This is a genomic window from Vibrio sp. Vb1729, from assembly GCF_033338655.1.
In the GTDB taxonomy this organism is placed as follows: domain Bacteria; phylum Pseudomonadota; class Gammaproteobacteria; order Enterobacterales; family Vibrionaceae; genus Vibrio; species Vibrio alginolyticus.
In genome coordinates, this window is record NZ_JAWOTB010000051.1 from 46050 (window position 1) to 64990 (window position 18941).

Genomic DNA, 18941 nt, shown 5'->3' on the forward strand with positions numbered 1-18941 from the left:
TAACTGCATAAAAGATAAGATACAAAAAGAGCACTGAATAAAAGTCAGTGCTCTTTTTGTATTCCCATAGCGAGTTACTCGTCTTGATACTTTTCGAGTTTGTTATAGAGCGTTTTCACGCTAATGCCTAACTCCTGCGCTGATTCCGTTTTATTACCTTGATTCTCTTCAAGGGTATTGAGAATGGCGGCTTTTTCTAGCTCTTCTAGCGAAACGCCCGCCGGAACAAGGTCTTCGATGCTGGTGCCTGTTTCCAATGGTGGTGTGTCGAAGATAAGGTGTTCATCTCGGATGGTGTCATCAGCCAAAATAAATGCACGCTCGATCGTGTGTTTGAGCTCACGGACATTACCTGGCCAGTCGTGTGCAGCGATTTTTTGGATCGCAGAGTCAAGAATCGTTTTGGTTTTTGCCTCATTGGCGTTGCGGTGTGCAATAAAGTGCTTGGCCAGACCGACGATATCACCGCCTCGTTCTCGCAGTGGCGGTATCGTTAATGGGAAATGCGATAACCGGAAAAACAGATCTTCACGCAGGAACTGCTCCTCAATGGCGATTTTAGGATCACGGTTTGTAGCAGCAATGATGCGAGTATTAGCGATATGAACTGTATTACTGCCAACTGGGCGATACTCTCCGGTTTCTAGCACCCGCAATAGCTTCACTTGATGCTCGATAGGCATCTCGGTGATTTCATCTAAAAATAGGGTGCCGCCCTCTGCCTGCTTAAATACACCTTGGTGAGTTTTATTTGCTCCGGTAAAAGCGCCTTTCTCATGGCCAAACAGTTCGCTATCAACTAATTCAGGGCTAATGGCACCACAGTTAATCGCTATAAAGGGCTGTTGTTTACGCTCACTCGCTAAGTGGATGGTCTGCGCCACCAGTTCTTTGCCTGATCCACTTTCACCGACAATAAGGACGTTGGCTTCTGTTTTAGCAACGCGCCTGATCATACGATAGAGCTGATGCATCGGAGAGGAAGAGCCGACCAAAAGACCAAATTGGTCAAGATCGCTGGTGGACACTTTACGCCCTTGATCTTGTTTGTGTTGATAGTATTGGCTGACTTCGCTCAGGGTGTCCGTCAGAATGGCAATATCAACGGGCTTTCTGTAGTGAAAAATAGCACCCAAGTTCATCAGCTTATCCAAGTTCTCGTTTGGAGCGCCTGAGCTAATGATGATCAAGTCCATATCGTAGATGTCTTCGATATTAGAAAGACGTTGATAATCTGCACTAGTAAAGTGGGCGACTTCAACAATCGCAACTTCCGGTTTGAGTTGTAGAAAATCTTCAATCCATTGGTCTGCGGCATCGATGTCATGCAGACGAAATTTGTTCAGTTCCTGGCAAGAAGCGATGGCATTTTTAAGTGATGGATCTTGTATTCTTAGAAACAGGCTTGGCATCGACATAGAAATGTCCTCTTTACTATGACAGAAACAATGTACGTGGATTATTCTCACTTCACAAGACAAAATATTGTCAGCATAGATTTAAGGATTTGTTCGGTATTTTTATGTTGTTAGCCCCTTTTTGATATATATCGGTGAGAGCCATCAGTAGATATTTCCTTTTGTTCAGATTTTTATTTTTAAAATAATAAGTTTGCTATTAATTGATTCTGGGGAAATAGCCTTTCTGTTTTATCAGGTTATTTAGGCACAAGTGACGGAGGCTTTATCACCGATTAAAAATTACATTTTTTACGTGTAAATAATTCATGCTTATACTTTATTGCTCATCTCATTTTTACCTCTTTCCTTTATTAGTCACTTAAAAACAATGAGTTATAAAGTTGGCACATGGTTTGCTCCTAGGGAAGTGCAACGTCAATAAAGGAGAATTACCATGAATAACATCGCAGCTAAAATTGTACTTACGTCAGTTCTTGCTACTTCATCTACAGCAGTCTTAGCGAGTGATAAATGGGAAAAAGAATCCATGGACGCTTGGCTAGATGGTAAAGCTGAAACCACACTACTGCTAAACAGCAATCTCAACTCTTTTGATATCAATACCGATGTAGAGAATCAGGTCGTTACCCTTTCTGGTTCGGTAAACAATGATCTTGAAAAATCACTTGCCGAAGAGCTTGTTACTGGTCTTGATGGTGTGAAAAAAGTAAACAACGAATTGTCAGTAGTGAATGAAGGCAAGAAAGAAACTGATTCAGAAGCTTTAGCTACACTGACCGATTCTAAAATCACGACTATAGTTAAAACGCGCCTACTAATGGATACCAATGTGAGTGGTACGGATATTGATGTAACGACAGAACACAAAACGGTAACGTTGGCAGGTAAAGTTAATTCAGATGCGGAGCATGATCTTGCAATTTCAATTGCAAATAACACCAATGACGTAAATAAGGTGATTGATAAGCTAGAAGTGGTTCAATAATAGCGAGCCGAGTGATTTAACCCACTTTTATTAGGAGGTAACACTATGGTTCGTTGGATGTTTATTTTTCTGGCACTGGCACTAATTTCTGCACTATTAGGCTTTACCGGTATTGCAGGAGCTGCTGCCTCTATCGCGCAAGTGATATTTTACCTATTCCTACTGTCATTAATTGTATCAATAGTGATTGTTCTACTGGGAAGAAAAAACGTAAATAGATAGGAGATTCCATGCGACTTACGTCATTTATTTACCGTATCGCCGCAGTATTCGGTTTGGTGTTTGCGTTGGCAGCTTGTAGTGAAGAAGGGCCAATGGAACAGGCCGGCAAAAAGATAGATGAAGCCGCCGAAGAAACCCAAAATGCGATTGAAGATGAATGTGAAAACATTAAAGAAAACCTAAACGCTGAAGACCAAGACTGTTAGCCGAATTAGGTTAGGTTTTTTACGCATAGCTATGTAAGAGAGGGGCGGTCAATCACCGCCCTTCCTTTTGTCCCAATTGTTTACAATCAGATAAGGAGTCAAAGATGAAAAACATATTTGATGTACTGAAAGAGAGTCATGAAAAGCAACGCCTTTTACTCGATGCTCTGATGGAAACGTCTGGAGATTCCCCCGCTCGTGAAGAGTTTTATCACAACCTTAAAGAGGAACTCGAACAGCACGCAGCGGCAGAAGAGCGGTTTTTCTACGCGCCTTTAATAGATAGTGATAAGACCATTGATCTCACTCGCCATGGCATCGCAGAGCATCATGAAATTGATAAAGTGATTGCACAGCTTGATGCAACCGATATGAGCTCGCCAGCGTGGCTCAACCTAATGAAAACCTTGCGTCACAAAGTGTTGCACCATCTTGAGGAAGAAGAGCAGCGTTTCTTCCAGTTAGCCGGTAAGGTAATGACCGATAAGCAGAAAATGAAACTAGCGGATGGTTATGTTGAAGAGATGGTAAGCTAGGTAGAGTGTTGGACCTTTTCGTGCCATTTCGGCACGGGAAGGCACTCAATCAAGGCGTTTACTAAAGTTCATGTATCCAAGCTCAATCCCCCGCGTATTCTAACTTCCACTAAAAAGTGCACTCGCTGAAAGCAAGGAGAGCGAATGTTTATCATCAAATATTATATTCTTGGCGCTCTGATCAGTTTATTGGCCGCTATCTATACGCCTCAAATTATCGTTAGTTTGCTGTTCTTATGGATATCGCTTTCTTTAGCGTTGGTCAGCGTAGCCTACGTATTCGACATTCCCTCTATTTTTAGAAAAAACCAAGATGGCAAGATTGTCAGGTGGATTCGCTGGGCATTCATCCCATTTCTATTGGGGGCTAGAGCGTATAACGCCTGGGAAAGACGGCGTGATACAGTGCCTCCAATCCAAAAAGTCAGCGACAATTTATACCTATCTCGCCGTTTGTTTCAGAGTGACTTAGATTTTCTCGAATCCAATGAAATCTCTTGTATTGTCGATGTCACCGCAGAATTTGCAGGCCTTGAAAGTGCGATGACCGACAAGCAGTTTCATTACCTTTCGATTCCGGTACTCGACCACAAAGCCCCAACGCTAGAGCGCCTTCGCCATGCGATTAACTGGATTGATACTCAAATCTCGTGCTCGCGGGCAGTGGTTGTGCATTGTGCGTTAGGGCGTGGTCGTTCAGTGTTTGTTGTGGCGGCGTATTTACTGAGCAAAGACCCGTCACTGACGGTTGAATCCGTGATGAAAAAAATCAATGACGTACGCAGTACCGCGAGATTGAATAAATTACAGATTAGAACGTTACGAGCGATCAGTGAAAAAGGCGTACTAGGGCTGGATCAATCCACTTGGATGGTGGTTAACCCTGTTGCAGGTGGCGGAAAATGGGAGGAAAACGAACAGCACCTGATTCGTGAACTAACCAAAAAATATCGCTTGAGTATTCATCAAACCACCACAAACCTCAGCGCCGAGCAGCTAACACAACAGGCAAAAGAAAGTGGAGCTAAGCAAATCATCGTAGCTGGTGGCGATGGCACAGTAACAGAGGTGGCGAGCCAATTGGTGGATACCGACCTAAAACTCGGTATTGTTCCGCTCGGAACTGCCAATGCGTTATGTCATGTGCTCTATGGCGTTGGCGCAAAATTCTCACCGGTCGAAAAAGCGTGTGAAGCGTTGCTTGGCGGACACTGCCAACGTATTGATACTGCGGAATGTAATCAGCGGCTTATTTTATTGGTCTTAGGCATTGGGCTAGAACAGAAAATGATCGAGCACGCTCAGCGAGAAGAGAAAAATGTTTTTGGACAACTCGCTTACCTCACCGGCTTTTTTAATGCTGTAGTGGCGGAAGAAACGCAAGCTTTAACCGTATCGTTAGACGCTCCAACTGAAGATGGAAACCACGACAAGAATACACAAACGCTTGACGTCCATAGTTTTGTCGTTGCGAATATCGCTCCATTTAGTACGTTGCTTGCCCAAGGTGGTGATGCGCCGCAGCCTGATGATGGCAAGCTGCATATCACATATTTAGATAACACCGAGTCTTTAGGCGGACGTCTTATCGCCTTGTCGGATCTGACATTAACGAGCGTAGGCGCACAGGAAGAATCGACACATTTTCAATACGCGACGGCTCAGAGCGTCACTATTTCTGCGAATAAACCGATTGAATATGTGATTGATGGTGAACTGTATTCTGATGAGCAACTGGCAATCAAGCTGCGTCCAAAGTCATTGAACGTATTTGTTCCAAGCCAGAGACGTAAATCAGCTTCGCTTTAACACAGATAATCCGCGGATAACGCGCCATTTGCTTCGTATTCTACATGGCGCTTTTTCTGTGCTGTTTGATGATTTGGTGTGCGTCGTAAAAAGGCTATCAAGGTCGCTGCGTAGATGCAGCGGCTTTTGTCTATCTGCACCTTTTTATTAGGTTGATTGGGGATGAGGGTTAAACAAAGTGAAGAAAGAAGGGCGAGTATAATTACTCACCCTGAGGTAAGTGCTTTTCAATTTCATCGTTTTCAACTTGTAAAGCAGCTAACCAATAAGAAACAAGTGCGGTTAAGTTGGTGTCGTCAATGGCTCTAAGCAGGGCTTTTAAATCATCTAACAGTAATTTATTCATAAAATGCATTTCTTTGTAATTACCTAGCTCGGCAACGCCGTATTCGGTGGCATTTTCTGCAATGAATTGTTCACCATCTTGGTCGAAAAACAGCTTCGCCATCTTTTTGATCATCACTTTTTCTATTTTCACGAATCGATATGCCGCTCTTGCGAGTGTCATATGTGATTGCGGGTTAACGAGAGGCAAACACGTTTGGCGATGGTGTGTCATTTTTACGAGTAGCTCCCTTACTCGATTGTTATCCAATGTCATAGTGACCTCTTTATTTGTGATTATTGTCGTGGGACATTTCTCGTGACGGTTATGTTAATGCGCCTGTGGGCTTGTCAGAAATGGCCAAAGCAAGTTGGCCATTTCTTTGCTCAATACCGAGCTTTATTGCAAGGGCGACCACCAGGTTTTAGCTAATAAGGCTGATGCTGCTGAGTTTTTCTTTGCAACTTTTTATATCGCTACGAACTTTCAGCAGAACCGAGTTATCCGCCTGCTCTGGGTGGGAAGTAATCAAATTCTCAATCTCTTTGAGTACCTTGCTTTCGACACCTTCAAGCTGTTCTAAATACATAGACTCTTTGTCAGAGGACACTTCCTTCATCACGTCGCTGTAGACCTCACGCGCCTTGATGGTGTAGGAAACCGGAGTGTCGTCGGCAGATTCTTCATTGTTACTTGCTAGAGAGTAGGGAGTGAGCTCAATGACTGCACGCTCACGTACTCTGAGCAGTTCTACCAACACATTATTCAAAGAAGTGTTGTCGATGTTCTCGATGGCCTTGTTGTAAATTTCATTTCCGCTTTCGATAAGCTCAATGATTGAGGCGATGTTTTCATTTTTCATATGCCACTCCTTATTTACTGGTGATAGGGGTGTTTGAGCGTATGGAATACAAACACGATGTTCATCTTCAATTGCAGGTTGTATGCCAATGAACTTTAAGTCTTATTAATCAGTGACTTAATATCTTGTTTTGCAATAACTTGCTAACAGTCGGTAAGGCGCTAAGAAAAAATTACAAGAATGGCGGGGAAAGCCTGGAAAGAATTACACGTACAGATACGGCTTTTTATCGAAATAAAAATAAAATCAATAAAAAACAATAATTTAAAATTCTGGCATGGATATGGCTTTGTAGGGAGTAAGTGAGGTCAAACATTGTTTCACTTGATTCACTATTCAACTCATTAATGGAGGCTAGTTATGGCTACTACAAAAGAAAGCACAGTAAAACCTCAAGAGCAGTTAGAAGAAGCATATCACTTAGCGGAACAAGCCACGACGGAAGCCGTTGGCGCGATGAAAGACCAAGCCAAAGAGAAGCTGGATGTCGGTGCGCAGCAAGTTCAGCAGGCGACTAAGTCGGCAGAAAATGTAATCAAGGAGCGCCCATTGCTGAGCATAGGCTGCGCCTTCCTTGCTGGTTGGGCGGTTTCGAAGCTGATCAAATAATAGTGGTCACCAAGGATTAAGCCACACAACAGAAAGGCGAGGCTTCACATGAATAACTCAGGGCAAGTTACCAATCAGCAATCAGGCTCGGCGGCTTCAGACAGCGGCCGAGCCCCTGATGGGGCAGAAGAACAGGATATCCAACAAACCATTAATGGTTTGAGCAGCATTCTTGCGCAATTGGACCAACTGACGACATCGCTAAAAGCATGGTCAGGTTCAACGTTGGATTTGTTCCTCTTGGAGATGAAAGTTAACGTGTCCGCAGTGCGTCAGATTTTGCTGTGTACCGTTGTTTTTACCCTATTGTCGGTATTGTTCGTATTCAGTTTGTGCCTTGCCTCTGGGGTGGTGGCTTATCAGTTAACTGCCAACGTGTATGTTGCCGTGGGTGTATTTATCACATCATTAGGCTTGGCATTATTTGCTTTAGCCTGGTGGCAGAAGCGTTTAGTTGGATTTCTTGGATTCAAAAATACGACAGAACAATTACAGGAGGGGTGGGATGCGCTCGCTACAAAAGCTCAATCGAGCCATGCGGATCAAGCGGATGGAAGGTAAAGCATCTCTAGAGCAATGTTGTTTGTCGATGGAAATGTTCACGTTTACCACCAAGAAGTTTGTGAGAGAAAACCCTTGGACGACATTAGGCATTAGTGCTGTCGTTGCCGTTACCGCAGCAAAAGCAGGTCGATTGTCTCGACTGACTTCTTCTATTTCGTCAATGGGGCTATTGGTTAGCAGCGTGTCTGATATTACCGATTCGCTCACAAAGCCGGTCGCGGCAGCTTCTCTGGATGAGTCAGATGCGGAGCAAAATGGAAATGCAGCAACACAAGTAAGCAACGCTGCGACGACAGAGGGCGAACCACTCTAATAGCGGATTTCACCGCAAAATTTTCTTACCGATTCTGAGCTTATTATGACAGCGAAATTGAACATTCCTGCCAACACTGCGATTGGTGCAACGCTTCTCGTCCTGTTACTCGTCCCAGGGCTGTATTTTGCCAAGCCAATATTGTTACCTATTGTGCTTAGCACCTTTATTTCTCTGCTGTGCAGCCCTTTCATTAATTATCTTGAAGACAAAGGTTTACCACGTGCTATTACCGTCGTGTTGACGCTGTCATTCCTCGTTGGCGCCTCAATTATTGGTCTTGCCGCCATGTCGGAGCCCGCCAAGCAATGGTGGTCTGAGCTGCCCAGTATCGTGAAAAATGTGTCGCAAGAAGTAAGCGAAGTTACTAAAGCTTCGGCTGATCACCTTAATACTCCATTGAATATCGCCAACGATATGAGTATGGATGAGGTCGGGAACAACACCGTATTTTCTTTGGTAAAAACGCTCGCGACCACTACGCCGACGATTTTGACACAAGCGATGATCGTGCTGTTTATGGTTTACTTTATGCTCAATCATGGACGAAGCTTATTTCGAAAGTCAGTGTCTTACTTACATGGGTTCGCCAAACAGCGCCAAGCGATTGAGTTGGTCAAAGCGCTACAGAAAGACCTATCTCGATACATTGGCACCATCACTTTAGTGAATGCTGGGCTGGGGTTGAGTGTCGGGGCCGTGTTTTTTGTTCTAGGCCTTGAAGATCCATTTCTATGGGGCGCATTTGCAGGCGTGATGAATTTTGCGCCGTACCTCGGCCCTGTCATATCCATGATGAGCTTTGGCTTTGTTGCTTATCTTCAGTTGGAGTCGGTCAGTTTTATGCTGACGGTTGTGTCTATCTATTTACTGCTCAATTTGATTGAAAGTCAGTTTGTTACACCAACACTATTGGGGAAAAGGTTTAATTTAAACCCATTAGTGATTTTTGTTTGGCTTGTTTTTTGGGGCTGGCTTTGGGGCGGAATGGGACTATTGATCGGTGTGCCGTTGCTGGTTTGTATCAATATTTTGGTTGATCGCCTAGAGCTGTGCCAATCAGCCCAAAATCAAGCAAAGCAAATCACCTCCGCGGACGTGGCACCGCGAGAGTGACTTGAGGAGCAAGCTGGTTCAACGAAACAGTTTTTCAGCGCTCACTGGCTGACTAAATAAATATCCCTGACCATAAATACAGCCTTTTTCGAATAAATAATCGGCTTGTTCCCGAGTTTCTATCCCTTCCGCGACGACTTTCAACGACAGCGTTTTTCCCATGGCAATAATGGCATTCACAATCGCGTTGCTGTCGCTATTACTTGGGACATCACTGACAAATGAGCGGTCAATTTTCAGTTTGTTGATTGGCAAACCTTTCAAGTAAGACAAAGACGAATAGCCAGTTCCAAAGTCATCCAGAGAAATCTCAATACCCAGCTCTCGTAATTGATTTAACGATGCAATGGCTTGTTGAGGGTCGATCAGTAAAAAGCTCTCTGTGATCTCCAAATCTAACCGTTGGGCAGGGTATCCGGTGTTATCGAGGATAGTACTTAATCGCTGAATGAAATTTGACTGCTGAAGCTGCAACGCAGAAACATTGACGGCGATTTTGCCAAACTCGATGCCCTGGTCCAGCCAAGCATTACCTTGCAAACAAGCGTGTTGTAACACCCACTCACCAATGCTTTGAATCAGCCCTGTTTTTTCTGCAATTGGAATAAAGTCTGCTGGTGGTACAAGGCCAAACTCTGGATGCTGCCAGCGCAATAAAGCTTCCACGCCGACAATCGTATTTTGTTCCAAATTGTATTGCGGTTGGAATTCTAACCGGAGTTGTTGTTTTTCTATTGCTTGATGCAAAGCGGATTGAATGCGTACATGGGATACGGATTTATCGGTCAAATCCGGTGAGTAAAACGCGTAGCCGTTGCGTCCATTTTTCTTCGCTAAGTACATCGCGGTGTCTGCGTTTTTCAGTAAGGTTTCACTGTCTTGACCGTCTCTTGGGTACAAGGCAATACCAATACTGGTCGAGACACGAAGTGAGTCGTGATTTGCTAAGTCGAATGGTTGCTGGAATACGCTTAGAATATCGCCGACGGTTTCCAGTAAGGCAACATCACTATAGATGTCTGGCAAAATAATCACAAATTCATCGCCGCCAATGCGAGCCACATGCGCATTGAGGTGAAGCACATCTTGCAGACGAATCGCTAACTTAGACAGCAATTGGTCACCACAGAAGTGGCCCATGCTATCGTTGATGTGTTTGAAATGGTCGATATCTAAGAATAGGGTGGCAAACGTCTGCTGGTTTTTGTGTCCGGTTTCGATGTGTTGTTCGAGTAAGCTGAGTAAATGGGTGCGATTAGGTAGATTGGTTAATGGATCGTAAAAAGCCATGCGCTGCAGCTTTTCTTCGTGTGCCTTACGCACAGAGATATCTTCAAACACACAAATGTAGTTAATAAGGTGGTTTTTATCGTCCATTACGGCGCTAATGGTCGCTAATTGCGGATAAATGCTGCCATCTTTCTTTCTGTTGATGAATTCGCCTTTCCATTGGCCTTTGTTTTCGAGTTGATGCCACAACTGTTGATAGAAGCCTTGATCATGATGGCCTGAGCGCAGAATTCGTGGGTTTTTTCCTATCACCTCTTCAGGGCGGTAACCTGTAATTTGGGTAAAAGCCGTGTTTACATCAATGATGTTGGCATTGCGGTCTGTAATGACCATGCCTTCTTGCGAATTGTTGAAAATTTGGGACGCTAAGGAGAGCTGCGTTTCTACCATTTTTCGGCGGGTGATGTTACGTGTCATCCCCAGAATGCCGATTAAGTTTCCCGCATGATCACGGACAGGAGACTTAATGGTTTCTAGCCAAGTGGGGTTATTGTTTTCATCAATTTGACGGCATTCTTCAACAATATTTTGCGTGCCAGTGGCTACCACCAATTTATCGGCATCAATGAATTTTTCCGCACGTTCATGGCTAAACAGGGCAAAATCGTCTTTTCCAATGATTTCACTGTTGGTTTTTTGCCACGCGTTTTCTACGCTTCGGTTGGTCATCGAATAAAGGCCATCCATGCCTTTTATCCATACGTGGTCTTCAAGGCAGTCGATAAACTCTTGTAGTGTAGGTGTTGGCTTTATTTCCGCGCTTTGATGTCGCGTTTGTTCTTGCTGACAGTGCAAGTTGATATCAAAGCTGATCCGCCCCGCGATTGCGCTTAGCCATGCCGAAACAACCGTTGATTGATCATTAGGGTGAGTCAGTGTCAGTACGGCAAGCAATTCGCCATTAGGTAGCCAAATCGGTCCAATGCTCAAGGTTTGCTCTTCAAAGGGGGTATGGCTAACTGTAAAATCTGTCGGCGTAAAGTGATCGACAACTTGCGTTATCACATCGACGATAGCACGATGATTTTGGGTTGAGGTGGACACCTCAGTCGATAGCCACTGCTGAGTATCGCTCAGAGTATAAAGCTGTCCCTGAGCTTGAGTTACATCACAGCATTGTCGCAGAGCGTGTTGCCAGTCTGCCATCAAAGGCGAAGGAATAGCGAAGCGAAACATAAATTAATAACGAGTCCTAAATCGCCCAAAGGTAATTATATTAGAATCTAGCGTAAGCTATTGGGCTTTGTGAGTATCGTATCCAACGCGTAGCTAAATCCTAGCAGCGTAAAGTGCTTTCTATCATTAAAATGTTATCTATATCTCTTTTTTATCCAACTTATTGCATCTTTTTTTAGGGCTTTTGATAGGTGATTAAGAAGCGTTTACCGCTTTGGTTTTCTTACCCCATGAGACTTGCTGAATGACTAAGCCACTGATGATCAATACCAGGCCAATCAAGGTTGAAGGATGAATTTCTTCGCCGATGATGGTAGCTAACAACATGAGTGAGATAAATGGAGAAGCAAAGATCAGATTACTGATACGCGCGGTGTTTTGCGTTGATTTGAGTGCGCTCAGCCACAAAACGAAAGTGATCCCCATTTCAAACAGTCCGACATACGTCACCGCTGCCCAGCCTTTAGCTGAGATCATCTGCCAGTTCGCACCTTCATAAAGACTTAAACCAATGGCGAATGGAATAGCGACCAAAAAGCCGAGCAGAACGCCAACCACAGGGTCGGCCTTATTTTTGGTATTTAAAATCCAGTAACCGGCCCACAGCAGTGTTGATAGCAGCGCAAGACCAACACCCAACGGGCTCTCAAATTCCATGCCTAAAAGATTGCCTTGTGTGGCAATCACTATCACGCCGACATAACTAAAACCGCAAGCCAGCCAGTCCTTACCACGGATCTTTTGCCCTAAGAAAACAGCGGCCATTAGCGTTAAGGTGATGGCCCAGCTGTAGTTGATCGCTTGAGCCTGAGATGCGGGCAGCAAGTCATATGCCTTGAACAGAATAACGTAATACGCCAAAGGGTTAATCAACCCAAGCAGTAGGTAATACCAAGGGTTTGAGAAAAATGTAGCGCTTAACTGGCCCAATTTACCTTGCACACCACAGATTACTGTTAGTGCAATCGCAGAGACGATGCTGGCAATGCATAGCATTTGAATCGGCGTAAATTCTGCCAACGTGAGTTTAAATGCGGTTGCAACGGTAGACCAAAGTAATACTGCTGAGAGCCCAAATCCTAGGGCGCGACGCTCGTTCATGATGCCTCTGCGTGATGATGTGCCGCTCGGTTTGGATAATTTGAGCGGAAGAAAGAATATTATAGGAAGGCCTAGTGTATGCGAGGATTTTTCATCCAACAAACTGGACATTTATCCAGTGTCTAAATACCATTGTTATAGATACAAAACACAGGCTAACTCGCTATTATGCAATGGATTCTTGAGTACCAATCTCTCATTCTCTCTTCTCTTTGTGCTGCCACGCTTAGTGGTGTCGCTGCCGGTTGGTGGGTGAAACAGCGTTTTATCACCCAAACTCAGCTTCTCGAGCAACAACTTGTTTCAGAAAAACAGCTTCATCAACAGCAACTTGAACAGGTCAAGCAAAGCCTTGCCGATGCCCAGCAAGAGTTGGATGAATTAGATGATGAGCGCGATAAAGCCGCGTTTGAAGTGCGTCAAACGCACGGAAAGCTGATGGCAGCTATGGAAAAACTGCGTTACTTCGAGGCCGTAAAGCAAGAGCGCCAGCAATACTTTGATGAGCTTGGTCAAATGCGTGAACACAAATCACGTCTAGAAACGCAGCTGCGTGAACAGCAAGCTCGCCATGAGCAAATTAACCAAGCTAATGCCGAAAAACTGCAAATTTTAGAACAAGCAGAAGCACGCTTGAAACAACAATTTGAGCACTTGGCAAATCAACTGTTTGAAGAAAAAACCGCGAAGGTCGATTTGCAAAACCGTCAGAGTTTAGAAGGCTTGTTGTCACCGCTTAGAGAACAGTTAGAAGGGTTCAAAAAGCACGTTAATGACAGCTTTAGCCAAGAAGCTAAAGAGCGCCATACCCTAGTGCATGAGCTGAAAAACCTGCAACGTTTGAACGAACAAATGACGCGCGAAGCGGTTAATTTGACCCAAGCGTTGAAAGGGGACAACAAACAGCAAGGTAACTGGGGCGAAGTGGTGCTCGCTAGGGTACTTGCCGAATCTGGCTTGCGTGAAGGGCACGAATATCAGACTCAGGTGAACTTACAAAATGAAGCAGGCAAGCGTTACCAACCTGATGTCATTGTGCATCTCCCACAAAACAAACAAGTGGTTGTGGATTCTAAAATGGCGCTGGTTGCCTATGAGCGCTACTTCAACGCCGAAACTGATGCTGAGCGCGATCAGGCTTTGAATGCGCACTTAGCTGCTCTACGTGCACATATCAAAGGGTTAAGCATGAAGGACTACCACAAACTCAAAGGTATTCAGAGTTTGGACTATGTTCTGATGTTTATCCCGGTTGAGCCGGCGTTCCAAGTCGCGATTCAAGCCGATCCGAGCTTGATTAAAGACGCGATGGAGCAAAACATCATTTTGGTGAGCCCAACAACGTTGCTGGTGGCATTGCGCACCATTGATAATCTATGGCGCAATGAACGCCAAAATGAAAACGCCAAAATGATTGCGCAGCGTGCGACAAAACTCTACGACAAATTACGATTGTTTGTAGACGACATGGAGGGGCTCGGCGGTGCGCTGGATAAGGCGAATCAAAGCTATCAAGGTGCGATGAACAAGCTTGCCACAGGGCGCGGAAATGTGATTCGCCAAGCCGAAAGCTTTAAACACTTGGGAGTTGAAATTAAACGACCGATTTCTTCCGACCTCGCGCAGTTAGCGCAGAGTGATGCATTTTCAGAAAATGACCCGTTAGTAGAAAGACATCCGGCTGAGGATAAAGTAAACTAATCGCCCGCAGTGCAGTGGGCGATTTTATTTGTCAACAAACGCCCCGTAGAGGAAAGCGCTGCCTAAGAGGAATTAGAATGACGGACACAAGTTTGCAATCCAATACAGCGTTAGAGAATGAAACCACTCACTTTGGTTTCTCTACAGTGGCAAAAGACGAAAAAGTGACTAAGGTTGCCGAAGTATTCCACTCCGTGGCAACAAAATACGACATCATGAATGACCTGATGTCTGGTGGTATTCACCGCCTTTGGAAGCGCTTCACTATCGATTGTAGTGGTGCTCGCCCTGGCCAACGTATTCTTGACCTAGGTGGTGGTACGGGTGATTTGACGGCGAAATTCTCGCGCATTGTTGGCGATGAAGGCCATGTCATCCTTGCCGATATCAATAACTCAATGCTTAACGTTGGTCGCGATAAACTGCGTGACAACGGTATTGTGGGTAACGTGCATTATGTTCAAGCCAACGCAGAAGAACTGCCGTTCCCTGATGATTATTTTGATGTTATCACCATCAGTTTTTGTTTGCGTAATGTGACAGACAAAGACAAAGCGCTTCGTTCAATGTTCCGCGTACTGAAGCCTGGCGGCCGTCTATTGGTGTTGGAATTTTCAAAACCAGTGCTAGAGCCGTTATCTAAAGTATACGACGCATATTCATTCCACTTGTTGCCGAGAATCGGTGAGCTAGTTGCGAATGACTCAGAGAGTTACCGCTACCTAGCGGAGTCAATCCGTATGCATCCAGACCAAGAAACGCTGGAAGGCATGATGCAAGACGCAGGTTTTGAAAACACCAAATACTACAACTTAACTGGTGGTATTGTGGCTTTGCATCGCGGTTATAAATTCTAAGGGTTAACGGCATGCCATTTGAACCACTTATCACCGCTGTGATTGAAACGTCACTGAATACACTGATCAAAGACGACCCTGCATTGGGCCGTCGTTTAGCGCGTCTAAAAGGTCAAGTTATTCAAGTTCACCTGAAAGAGATCAATAAAACACTGACATTCGTTTTTAGTCAGCAAATTGATGTGCTTGGTCATTACGAAGGGCAGCCTAACTGCTACCTATCGCTCAACTTGAGTGTGTTACCAGAGCTGCGCGATCAGGCCAACATCACTCGTCTTATTAAACAAGATAAACTTGAACTCGAAGGCGATATTCAATTGGCGCAGAAATTCTCTCAGTTGATGGTGGATTGTAAACCAGATGTTGAAGAGTGGTTGTCTCGCGTGACTGGCGATGTCGCCGCACATACCTTTGTGCAAGGTTCAAAAAACATCGGCAACTTTCTTGCGTCTCAAGCAGAAAAACACCAGCGTCATCTTGCGCAAGTAGTGACTGAAGAATGGAAACTGGCTCCCGCTCCGTTAGAAGTGGCCTATTTCTGCGACCAAGTTGATGAGGTTCGCAGCCAGGCTTCTCGCATTGAAGCTCGTTTAACGGCTTTGCTGAATAAGCTGGATGCAGATAAGCCTGCATTGGAGAAACCATGACGCCAGCAGAACTAAAGCGCTTATACCACATCGCCAAAGTACAACTGGAATACGGCTTAGATGAGCTGCTTCCCGATCACCAACTGACCAAAGCTCCGCTTTTACTGCGCAAAAGCTTGTTTTGGATTAAGAACAAGCACCCAGAAAAACCACTCGGTGAACGTCTGCGTTTAGCACTGCAAGAGCTGGGGCCGGTTTGGATTAAGTTCGGTCAGATGATGTCGACGCGCCGTGACTTATTTCCTCCGCATATCGCTGATCCCCTAGCTTTACTTCAAGACCAAGTCGCGCCTTTTGATGGCGAGTTGGCAAAAAAGCAGATGGAGCAAGCATTGGGAGGTCCGTTAGAAAAATGGTTTACCGAGTTTGATATCAAACCACTGGCGTCTGCGTCGATTGCTCAAGTACATACTGCGCGCATAAAAGACACTAACCAAGAAGTGGTATTAAAGGTTATCCGCCCAGATATTCGCCCAGTCATTGATTCAGATCTAAAACTGATGCACCGAATGGCGCGTATAGTCGCCGGAGCGATGCCTGAAGCACGTCGTTTAAAACCAGTTGAAGTCGTGCGTGAGTACGAGAAAACCCTGCTTGATGAACTCGACTTGCGACGTGAGGCGGCGAATGCCATTCAGTTGCGCCGCAACTTTGAGGGCAGCGAAGAATTGTATGTTCCTGAAGTTTTTCCCGACTTCAGTAATGAAACTGTCATGGTTTCTGAGCGAATATATGGCATTCAAGTCTCTGATATTGAAGGCTTGAAAGCAAATGGCACCAATATGAAATTGCTCGCGGAACGCGGTGTGAGTGTGTTCTTCACTCAGGTGTTCCGAGACAGCTTTTTCCATGCCGATATGCATCCGGGTAATGTGTTCGTCAAACCCGAACATCCAGAGAACCCAATGTGGATAGGGCTAGATTGCGGAATCGTTGGTACACTTAATAGCGAAGACAAGCGTTATCTGGCGGAAAACTTCCTGGCGTTTTTCAATCGTGACTACCGCCGAGTGGCGGAGTTACATGTGGATTCAGGGTGGGTGCCTGCGGATACCAATGTCGATGAGTTTGAGTTCGCGATTCGCATTGTGTGTGAGCCTATTTTTGCTAAGCCATTGTGCGAAATCTCTTTTGGTCATGTGTTGTTGAATTTGTTCAACACGGCACGTCGATTCAATATGGAGGTTCAGCCACAGCTTGTACTGTTGCAAAAAACGCTGTTGTACGTGGAAGGGCTTGGTAGGCAGCTATATCCTCAACTTGATTTGTGGGAGACCGCAAAACCATTCCTGGAGGAATGGATGATGAATCAAGTTGGGCCGCAAGCTCTAGTGAATGCGATTAAAGACCGCGCACCATTTTGGGCAGAGAAATTACCTGAACTGCCAGAGCTACTTTACGATAGCCTGAAACAAGGTAAAGCGATGAATCAACGTATGGATCAGCTTTATCAAGGGTATCGCCAGAGCAAGCGCCAGCAGGCGACAGGAAAGTTTTTGTTTGGCGTTGGCGCGACTTTAGTCGTATGCTCGGCAATATTGGTGAACGATGCTTTTGAGCAGCTTTCGTTGGCCTGCGGTATCGCAGGTGTCACATTTTGGCTGCTTAGTTGGCGAGCTTATCGTCAATAGACGTTAAACTCTTGAAATATTTTTGTTTGTTTAAAGACCCGAGGTAAAGAGAATGGGTGGTATCAGTGTTTGGCAACTTCTAATCATTGCTGTAATTGTTGTATTGCTATTCGGAACAAAGAAACTACGCGGTATCGGTGGCGATCTGGGTGGTGCCGTTAAGGGCTTCAAAAAAGCGATGAGCGAAGATGAACCTGCAAAAAATGACAAAGACGCAGACTTCGAACCAAAAAGTCTAGAAGAGCAGCAGAAAAAAGAAGCTGCTCCTGAAACGAAAAAAGACAAAGAGCAGGCGTAAAACGTGTTTGATATCGGTTTTTGGGAACTGGTATTAATATCTGTTGTTGGTCTGGTCGTTCTTGGGCCGGAGCGTTTGCCTCATGCTATTCGCAGCGTGTCTCGCTTTATCGGTGCCGCTAAGAGTATGGCAAATAGCGTCAAAGACGAATTGTCACACGAGCTGAAAGTCCAAGAGCTGCAAGAAAACTTGCGCAAAGCAGAACAAATGGGGATGGATGATTTGTCCCCTGAGTTGAAATCTTCAGTTGAAGAGTTGAAGAAGGCAGCGCAATCTGTAAATCGTCCTTACGCAAAGAACACCGATTCAGAGGCTGAGCCTGTAAAAACAGAGCCAGCAGCAGAAAAGGTAGAGAAAGCGCAAGAGAGCAAGGTTACAGCGGCAGATAAGAAAGCCGAATAGTCTCATTAGGAGGAGCTACTAGTGATTGGTAGCTCCTTTTTGATCTGGTTTTTAATAAGAGGTTTGCCATGTCTACCGTCGAGCAGACACAACCTTTAATTAGTCATTTGTTGGAGCTTCGCAACCGACTACTGCGCTCAATCCTCGCAGTGTTGGTCGTGTTTGTCGGACTAATTTATTTCTCTAACCACATTTACGAGTTTGTTTCCGCACCTTTAGTAGAACGTCTACCTGAAGGCGCGACCATGATTGCTACGGATGTAGCGTCACCTTTTTTTACGCCACTTAAGCTGACGTTAATTGCTTCGGTATTTATTGCGGTGCCGTTTATCTTGTATCAAGTGTGGGCATTTGTAGCGCCAGGTTTGTACAAGCATGAACGTCGATTGATCATGCCACTGCTGTTCTCTAGTTCGCTATTGTTCTACTGTGGAGTGGCATTTGCCTACTTCGTGGTATTTCCATTGGTGTTTGGCTTCTTTACCGCCATTTCTCTTGGTGGAGTAGAGTTTGCAACTGATATCTCGAGTTATCTCGACTTTGTGCTGGCGCTATTTATGGCGTTTGGTATCGCATTCGAGGTGCCTGTTGCGATTATTTTGTTGTGTTGGACTGGGGCCACTACACCAGAAGATTTAAGACAGAAACGTCCTTATATTATAGTGGCTGCGTTTGTCGTAGGTATGGTGTTAACGCCACCAGACATGATCTCGCAAACCTTACTCGCTATTCCGATGTGTTTACTGTTTGAAGTCGGTTTGTTCTTCGCGCGTTTTTATACTCGTCGAAGCGAAGAAGTAGAAGCGGAAACCGAAGAATAAGGCTAATCTAGATGTGAAAAGCGGCTCAATTGAGCCGCTTTTTTTTTGC

21 protein-coding genes are annotated in these 18941 nt (G+C 44.9%); 16 read left to right on the forward strand and 5 right to left on the reverse strand.

All coding sequences use genetic code 11. The features are described from left to right. Positions 1-74: 74 nt before the first annotated feature. Entirely contained in the window at positions 75-1418 is a 1344-nt protein-coding gene (locus R7E29_RS22550) for a sigma-54 interaction domain-containing protein (protein ID WP_005382945.1), read from the reverse strand. A 436-nt stretch (positions 1419-1854) separates the two neighbouring features. Between R7E29_RS22550 and R7E29_RS22555 the strand changes: the two genes are divergently transcribed. The 5 genes from R7E29_RS22555 to R7E29_RS22575 all read left to right on the forward strand — a co-directional run bounded on the left by R7E29_RS22555 (position 1855) and on the right by R7E29_RS22575 (position 5179). After that, positions 1855-2406: a BON domain-containing protein gene (locus R7E29_RS22555; protein ID WP_047103707.1), complete on the forward strand. Its 552-nt coding sequence runs from the start codon at positions 1855-1857 to the stop codon at positions 2404-2406. A gap of 45 nt (positions 2407-2451) precedes the next feature. Next, positions 2452-2628 (forward strand): DUF1328 family protein, encoded by a 177-nt coding sequence (locus R7E29_RS22560; protein WP_005379177.1) that lies wholly within the window; start codon positions 2452-2454, stop codon positions 2626-2628. Between the two features lie 8 nt (positions 2629-2636). Then, a complete protein-coding gene (locus tag R7E29_RS22565) occupies positions 2637-2834 on the forward strand; it encodes a hypothetical protein (RefSeq protein ID WP_005379178.1) in 198 nt (65 codons plus the stop codon). Between the two features lie 104 nt (positions 2835-2938). After that, entirely contained in the window at positions 2939-3370 is a 432-nt protein-coding gene (locus R7E29_RS22570) for a hemerythrin domain-containing protein (protein ID WP_017821107.1), read from the forward strand. Between the two features lie 144 nt (positions 3371-3514). Then, positions 3515-5179: a diacylglycerol kinase family protein gene (locus R7E29_RS22575; RefSeq protein WP_053307270.1), complete on the forward strand. Its 1665-nt coding sequence runs from the start codon at positions 3515-3517 to the stop codon at positions 5177-5179. A 202-nt stretch (positions 5180-5381) separates the two neighbouring features. Here R7E29_RS22575 and R7E29_RS22580 read toward each other — a convergent pair whose 3' ends face one another. Together R7E29_RS22580 and R7E29_RS22585 are read right to left on the reverse strand one after the other, a co-directional pair. Beyond that, on the reverse strand, positions 5382-5780 hold the full coding sequence (locus R7E29_RS22580; protein WP_005379193.1) for a hypothetical protein: 399 nt from the start codon (positions 5778-5780) through the stop codon (positions 5382-5384). Positions 5781-5928: 148 nt separating this feature from the next. Continuing rightward, complete coding sequence (locus tag R7E29_RS22585; RefSeq protein ID WP_005379194.1) at positions 5929-6366, reverse strand: DUF2383 domain-containing protein; 438 nt, start codon at positions 6364-6366, stop codon at positions 5929-5931. 360 nt (positions 6367-6726) lie between these two features. Here R7E29_RS22585 and R7E29_RS22590 point away from each other — a divergent pair, with 360 nt between their 5' ends. From R7E29_RS22590 to R7E29_RS22605, 4 genes are read left to right on the forward strand one after another with little or no spacing between them, the layout of a single operon-like run. Continuing rightward, positions 6727-6975, forward strand: a complete 249-nt coding sequence (locus R7E29_RS22590; protein ID WP_005379196.1) for a hypothetical protein — start codon at positions 6727-6729, stop codon at positions 6973-6975. Between the two features lie 48 nt (positions 6976-7023). Then, on the forward strand, positions 7024-7536 hold the full coding sequence (locus R7E29_RS22595) for a phage holin family protein (RefSeq protein ID WP_047103713.1): 513 nt from the start codon (positions 7024-7026) through the stop codon (positions 7534-7536). Beyond that, positions 7526-7852 (forward strand): hypothetical protein, encoded by a 327-nt coding sequence (locus R7E29_RS22600; RefSeq protein ID WP_005379200.1) that lies wholly within the window; start codon positions 7526-7528, stop codon positions 7850-7852. The genes R7E29_RS22595 and R7E29_RS22600 overlap by 11 nt, the downstream gene beginning before the upstream one ends. Before the next feature lie 45 nt (positions 7853-7897). Next, positions 7898-8968 (forward strand): AI-2E family transporter, encoded by a 1071-nt coding sequence (locus R7E29_RS22605; protein WP_054576814.1) that lies wholly within the window; start codon positions 7898-7900, stop codon positions 8966-8968. A gap of 18 nt (positions 8969-8986) precedes the next feature. Here R7E29_RS22605 and R7E29_RS22610 read toward each other — a convergent pair whose 3' ends face one another. Together R7E29_RS22610 and R7E29_RS22615 are read right to left on the reverse strand one after the other, a co-directional pair. After that, positions 8987-11434, reverse strand: a complete 2448-nt coding sequence (locus R7E29_RS22610) for an EAL domain-containing protein (protein WP_054576815.1) — start codon at positions 11432-11434, stop codon at positions 8987-8989. A gap of 195 nt (positions 11435-11629) precedes the next feature. Continuing rightward, on the reverse strand, positions 11630-12535 hold the full coding sequence (locus tag R7E29_RS22615) for a DMT family transporter (RefSeq protein WP_017635023.1): 906 nt from the start codon (positions 12533-12535) through the stop codon (positions 11630-11632). Between the two features lie 168 nt (positions 12536-12703). Here R7E29_RS22615 and rmuC point away from each other — a divergent pair, with 168 nt between their 5' ends. From rmuC to tatC, 7 genes are all read left to right on the forward strand, one after another. Continuing rightward, positions 12704-14236, forward strand: a complete 1533-nt coding sequence (rmuC, locus tag R7E29_RS22620; RefSeq protein ID WP_005379209.1) for a DNA recombination protein RmuC — start codon at positions 12704-12706, stop codon at positions 14234-14236. A 77-nt stretch (positions 14237-14313) separates the two neighbouring features. Continuing rightward, complete coding sequence (gene ubiE, locus R7E29_RS22625; protein WP_005379210.1) at positions 14314-15093, forward strand: bifunctional demethylmenaquinone methyltransferase/2-methoxy-6-polyprenyl-1,4-benzoquinol methylase UbiE; 780 nt, start codon at positions 14314-14316, stop codon at positions 15091-15093. A gap of 11 nt (positions 15094-15104) precedes the next feature. After that, positions 15105-15740, forward strand: a complete 636-nt coding sequence (locus tag R7E29_RS22630; RefSeq protein WP_005379213.1) for an SCP2 domain-containing protein — start codon at positions 15105-15107, stop codon at positions 15738-15740. Next, positions 15737-17371, forward strand: a complete 1635-nt coding sequence (gene ubiB, locus R7E29_RS22635; RefSeq protein ID WP_005379226.1) for a ubiquinone biosynthesis regulatory protein kinase UbiB — start codon at positions 15737-15739, stop codon at positions 17369-17371. The genes R7E29_RS22630 and ubiB overlap by 4 nt, the downstream gene beginning before the upstream one ends. A 52-nt stretch (positions 17372-17423) precedes the next feature. Continuing rightward, positions 17424-17669: a Sec-independent protein translocase subunit TatA gene (tatA, locus tag R7E29_RS22640; protein WP_005382958.1), complete on the forward strand. Its 246-nt coding sequence runs from the start codon at positions 17424-17426 to the stop codon at positions 17667-17669. Between the two features lie 3 nt (positions 17670-17672). Beyond that, the gene (tatB, locus tag R7E29_RS22645) at positions 17673-18071 is read left to right on the forward strand and encodes a Sec-independent protein translocase protein TatB (protein WP_033905892.1); all 399 of its coding nucleotides are present in this window, start codon (positions 17673-17675) and stop codon (positions 18069-18071) included. A gap of 68 nt (positions 18072-18139) precedes the next feature. Beyond that, positions 18140-18892, forward strand: a complete 753-nt coding sequence (gene tatC, locus R7E29_RS22650) for a twin-arginine translocase subunit TatC (RefSeq protein ID WP_005379234.1) — start codon at positions 18140-18142, stop codon at positions 18890-18892. Positions 18893-18941: the final 49 nt, after the last annotated feature.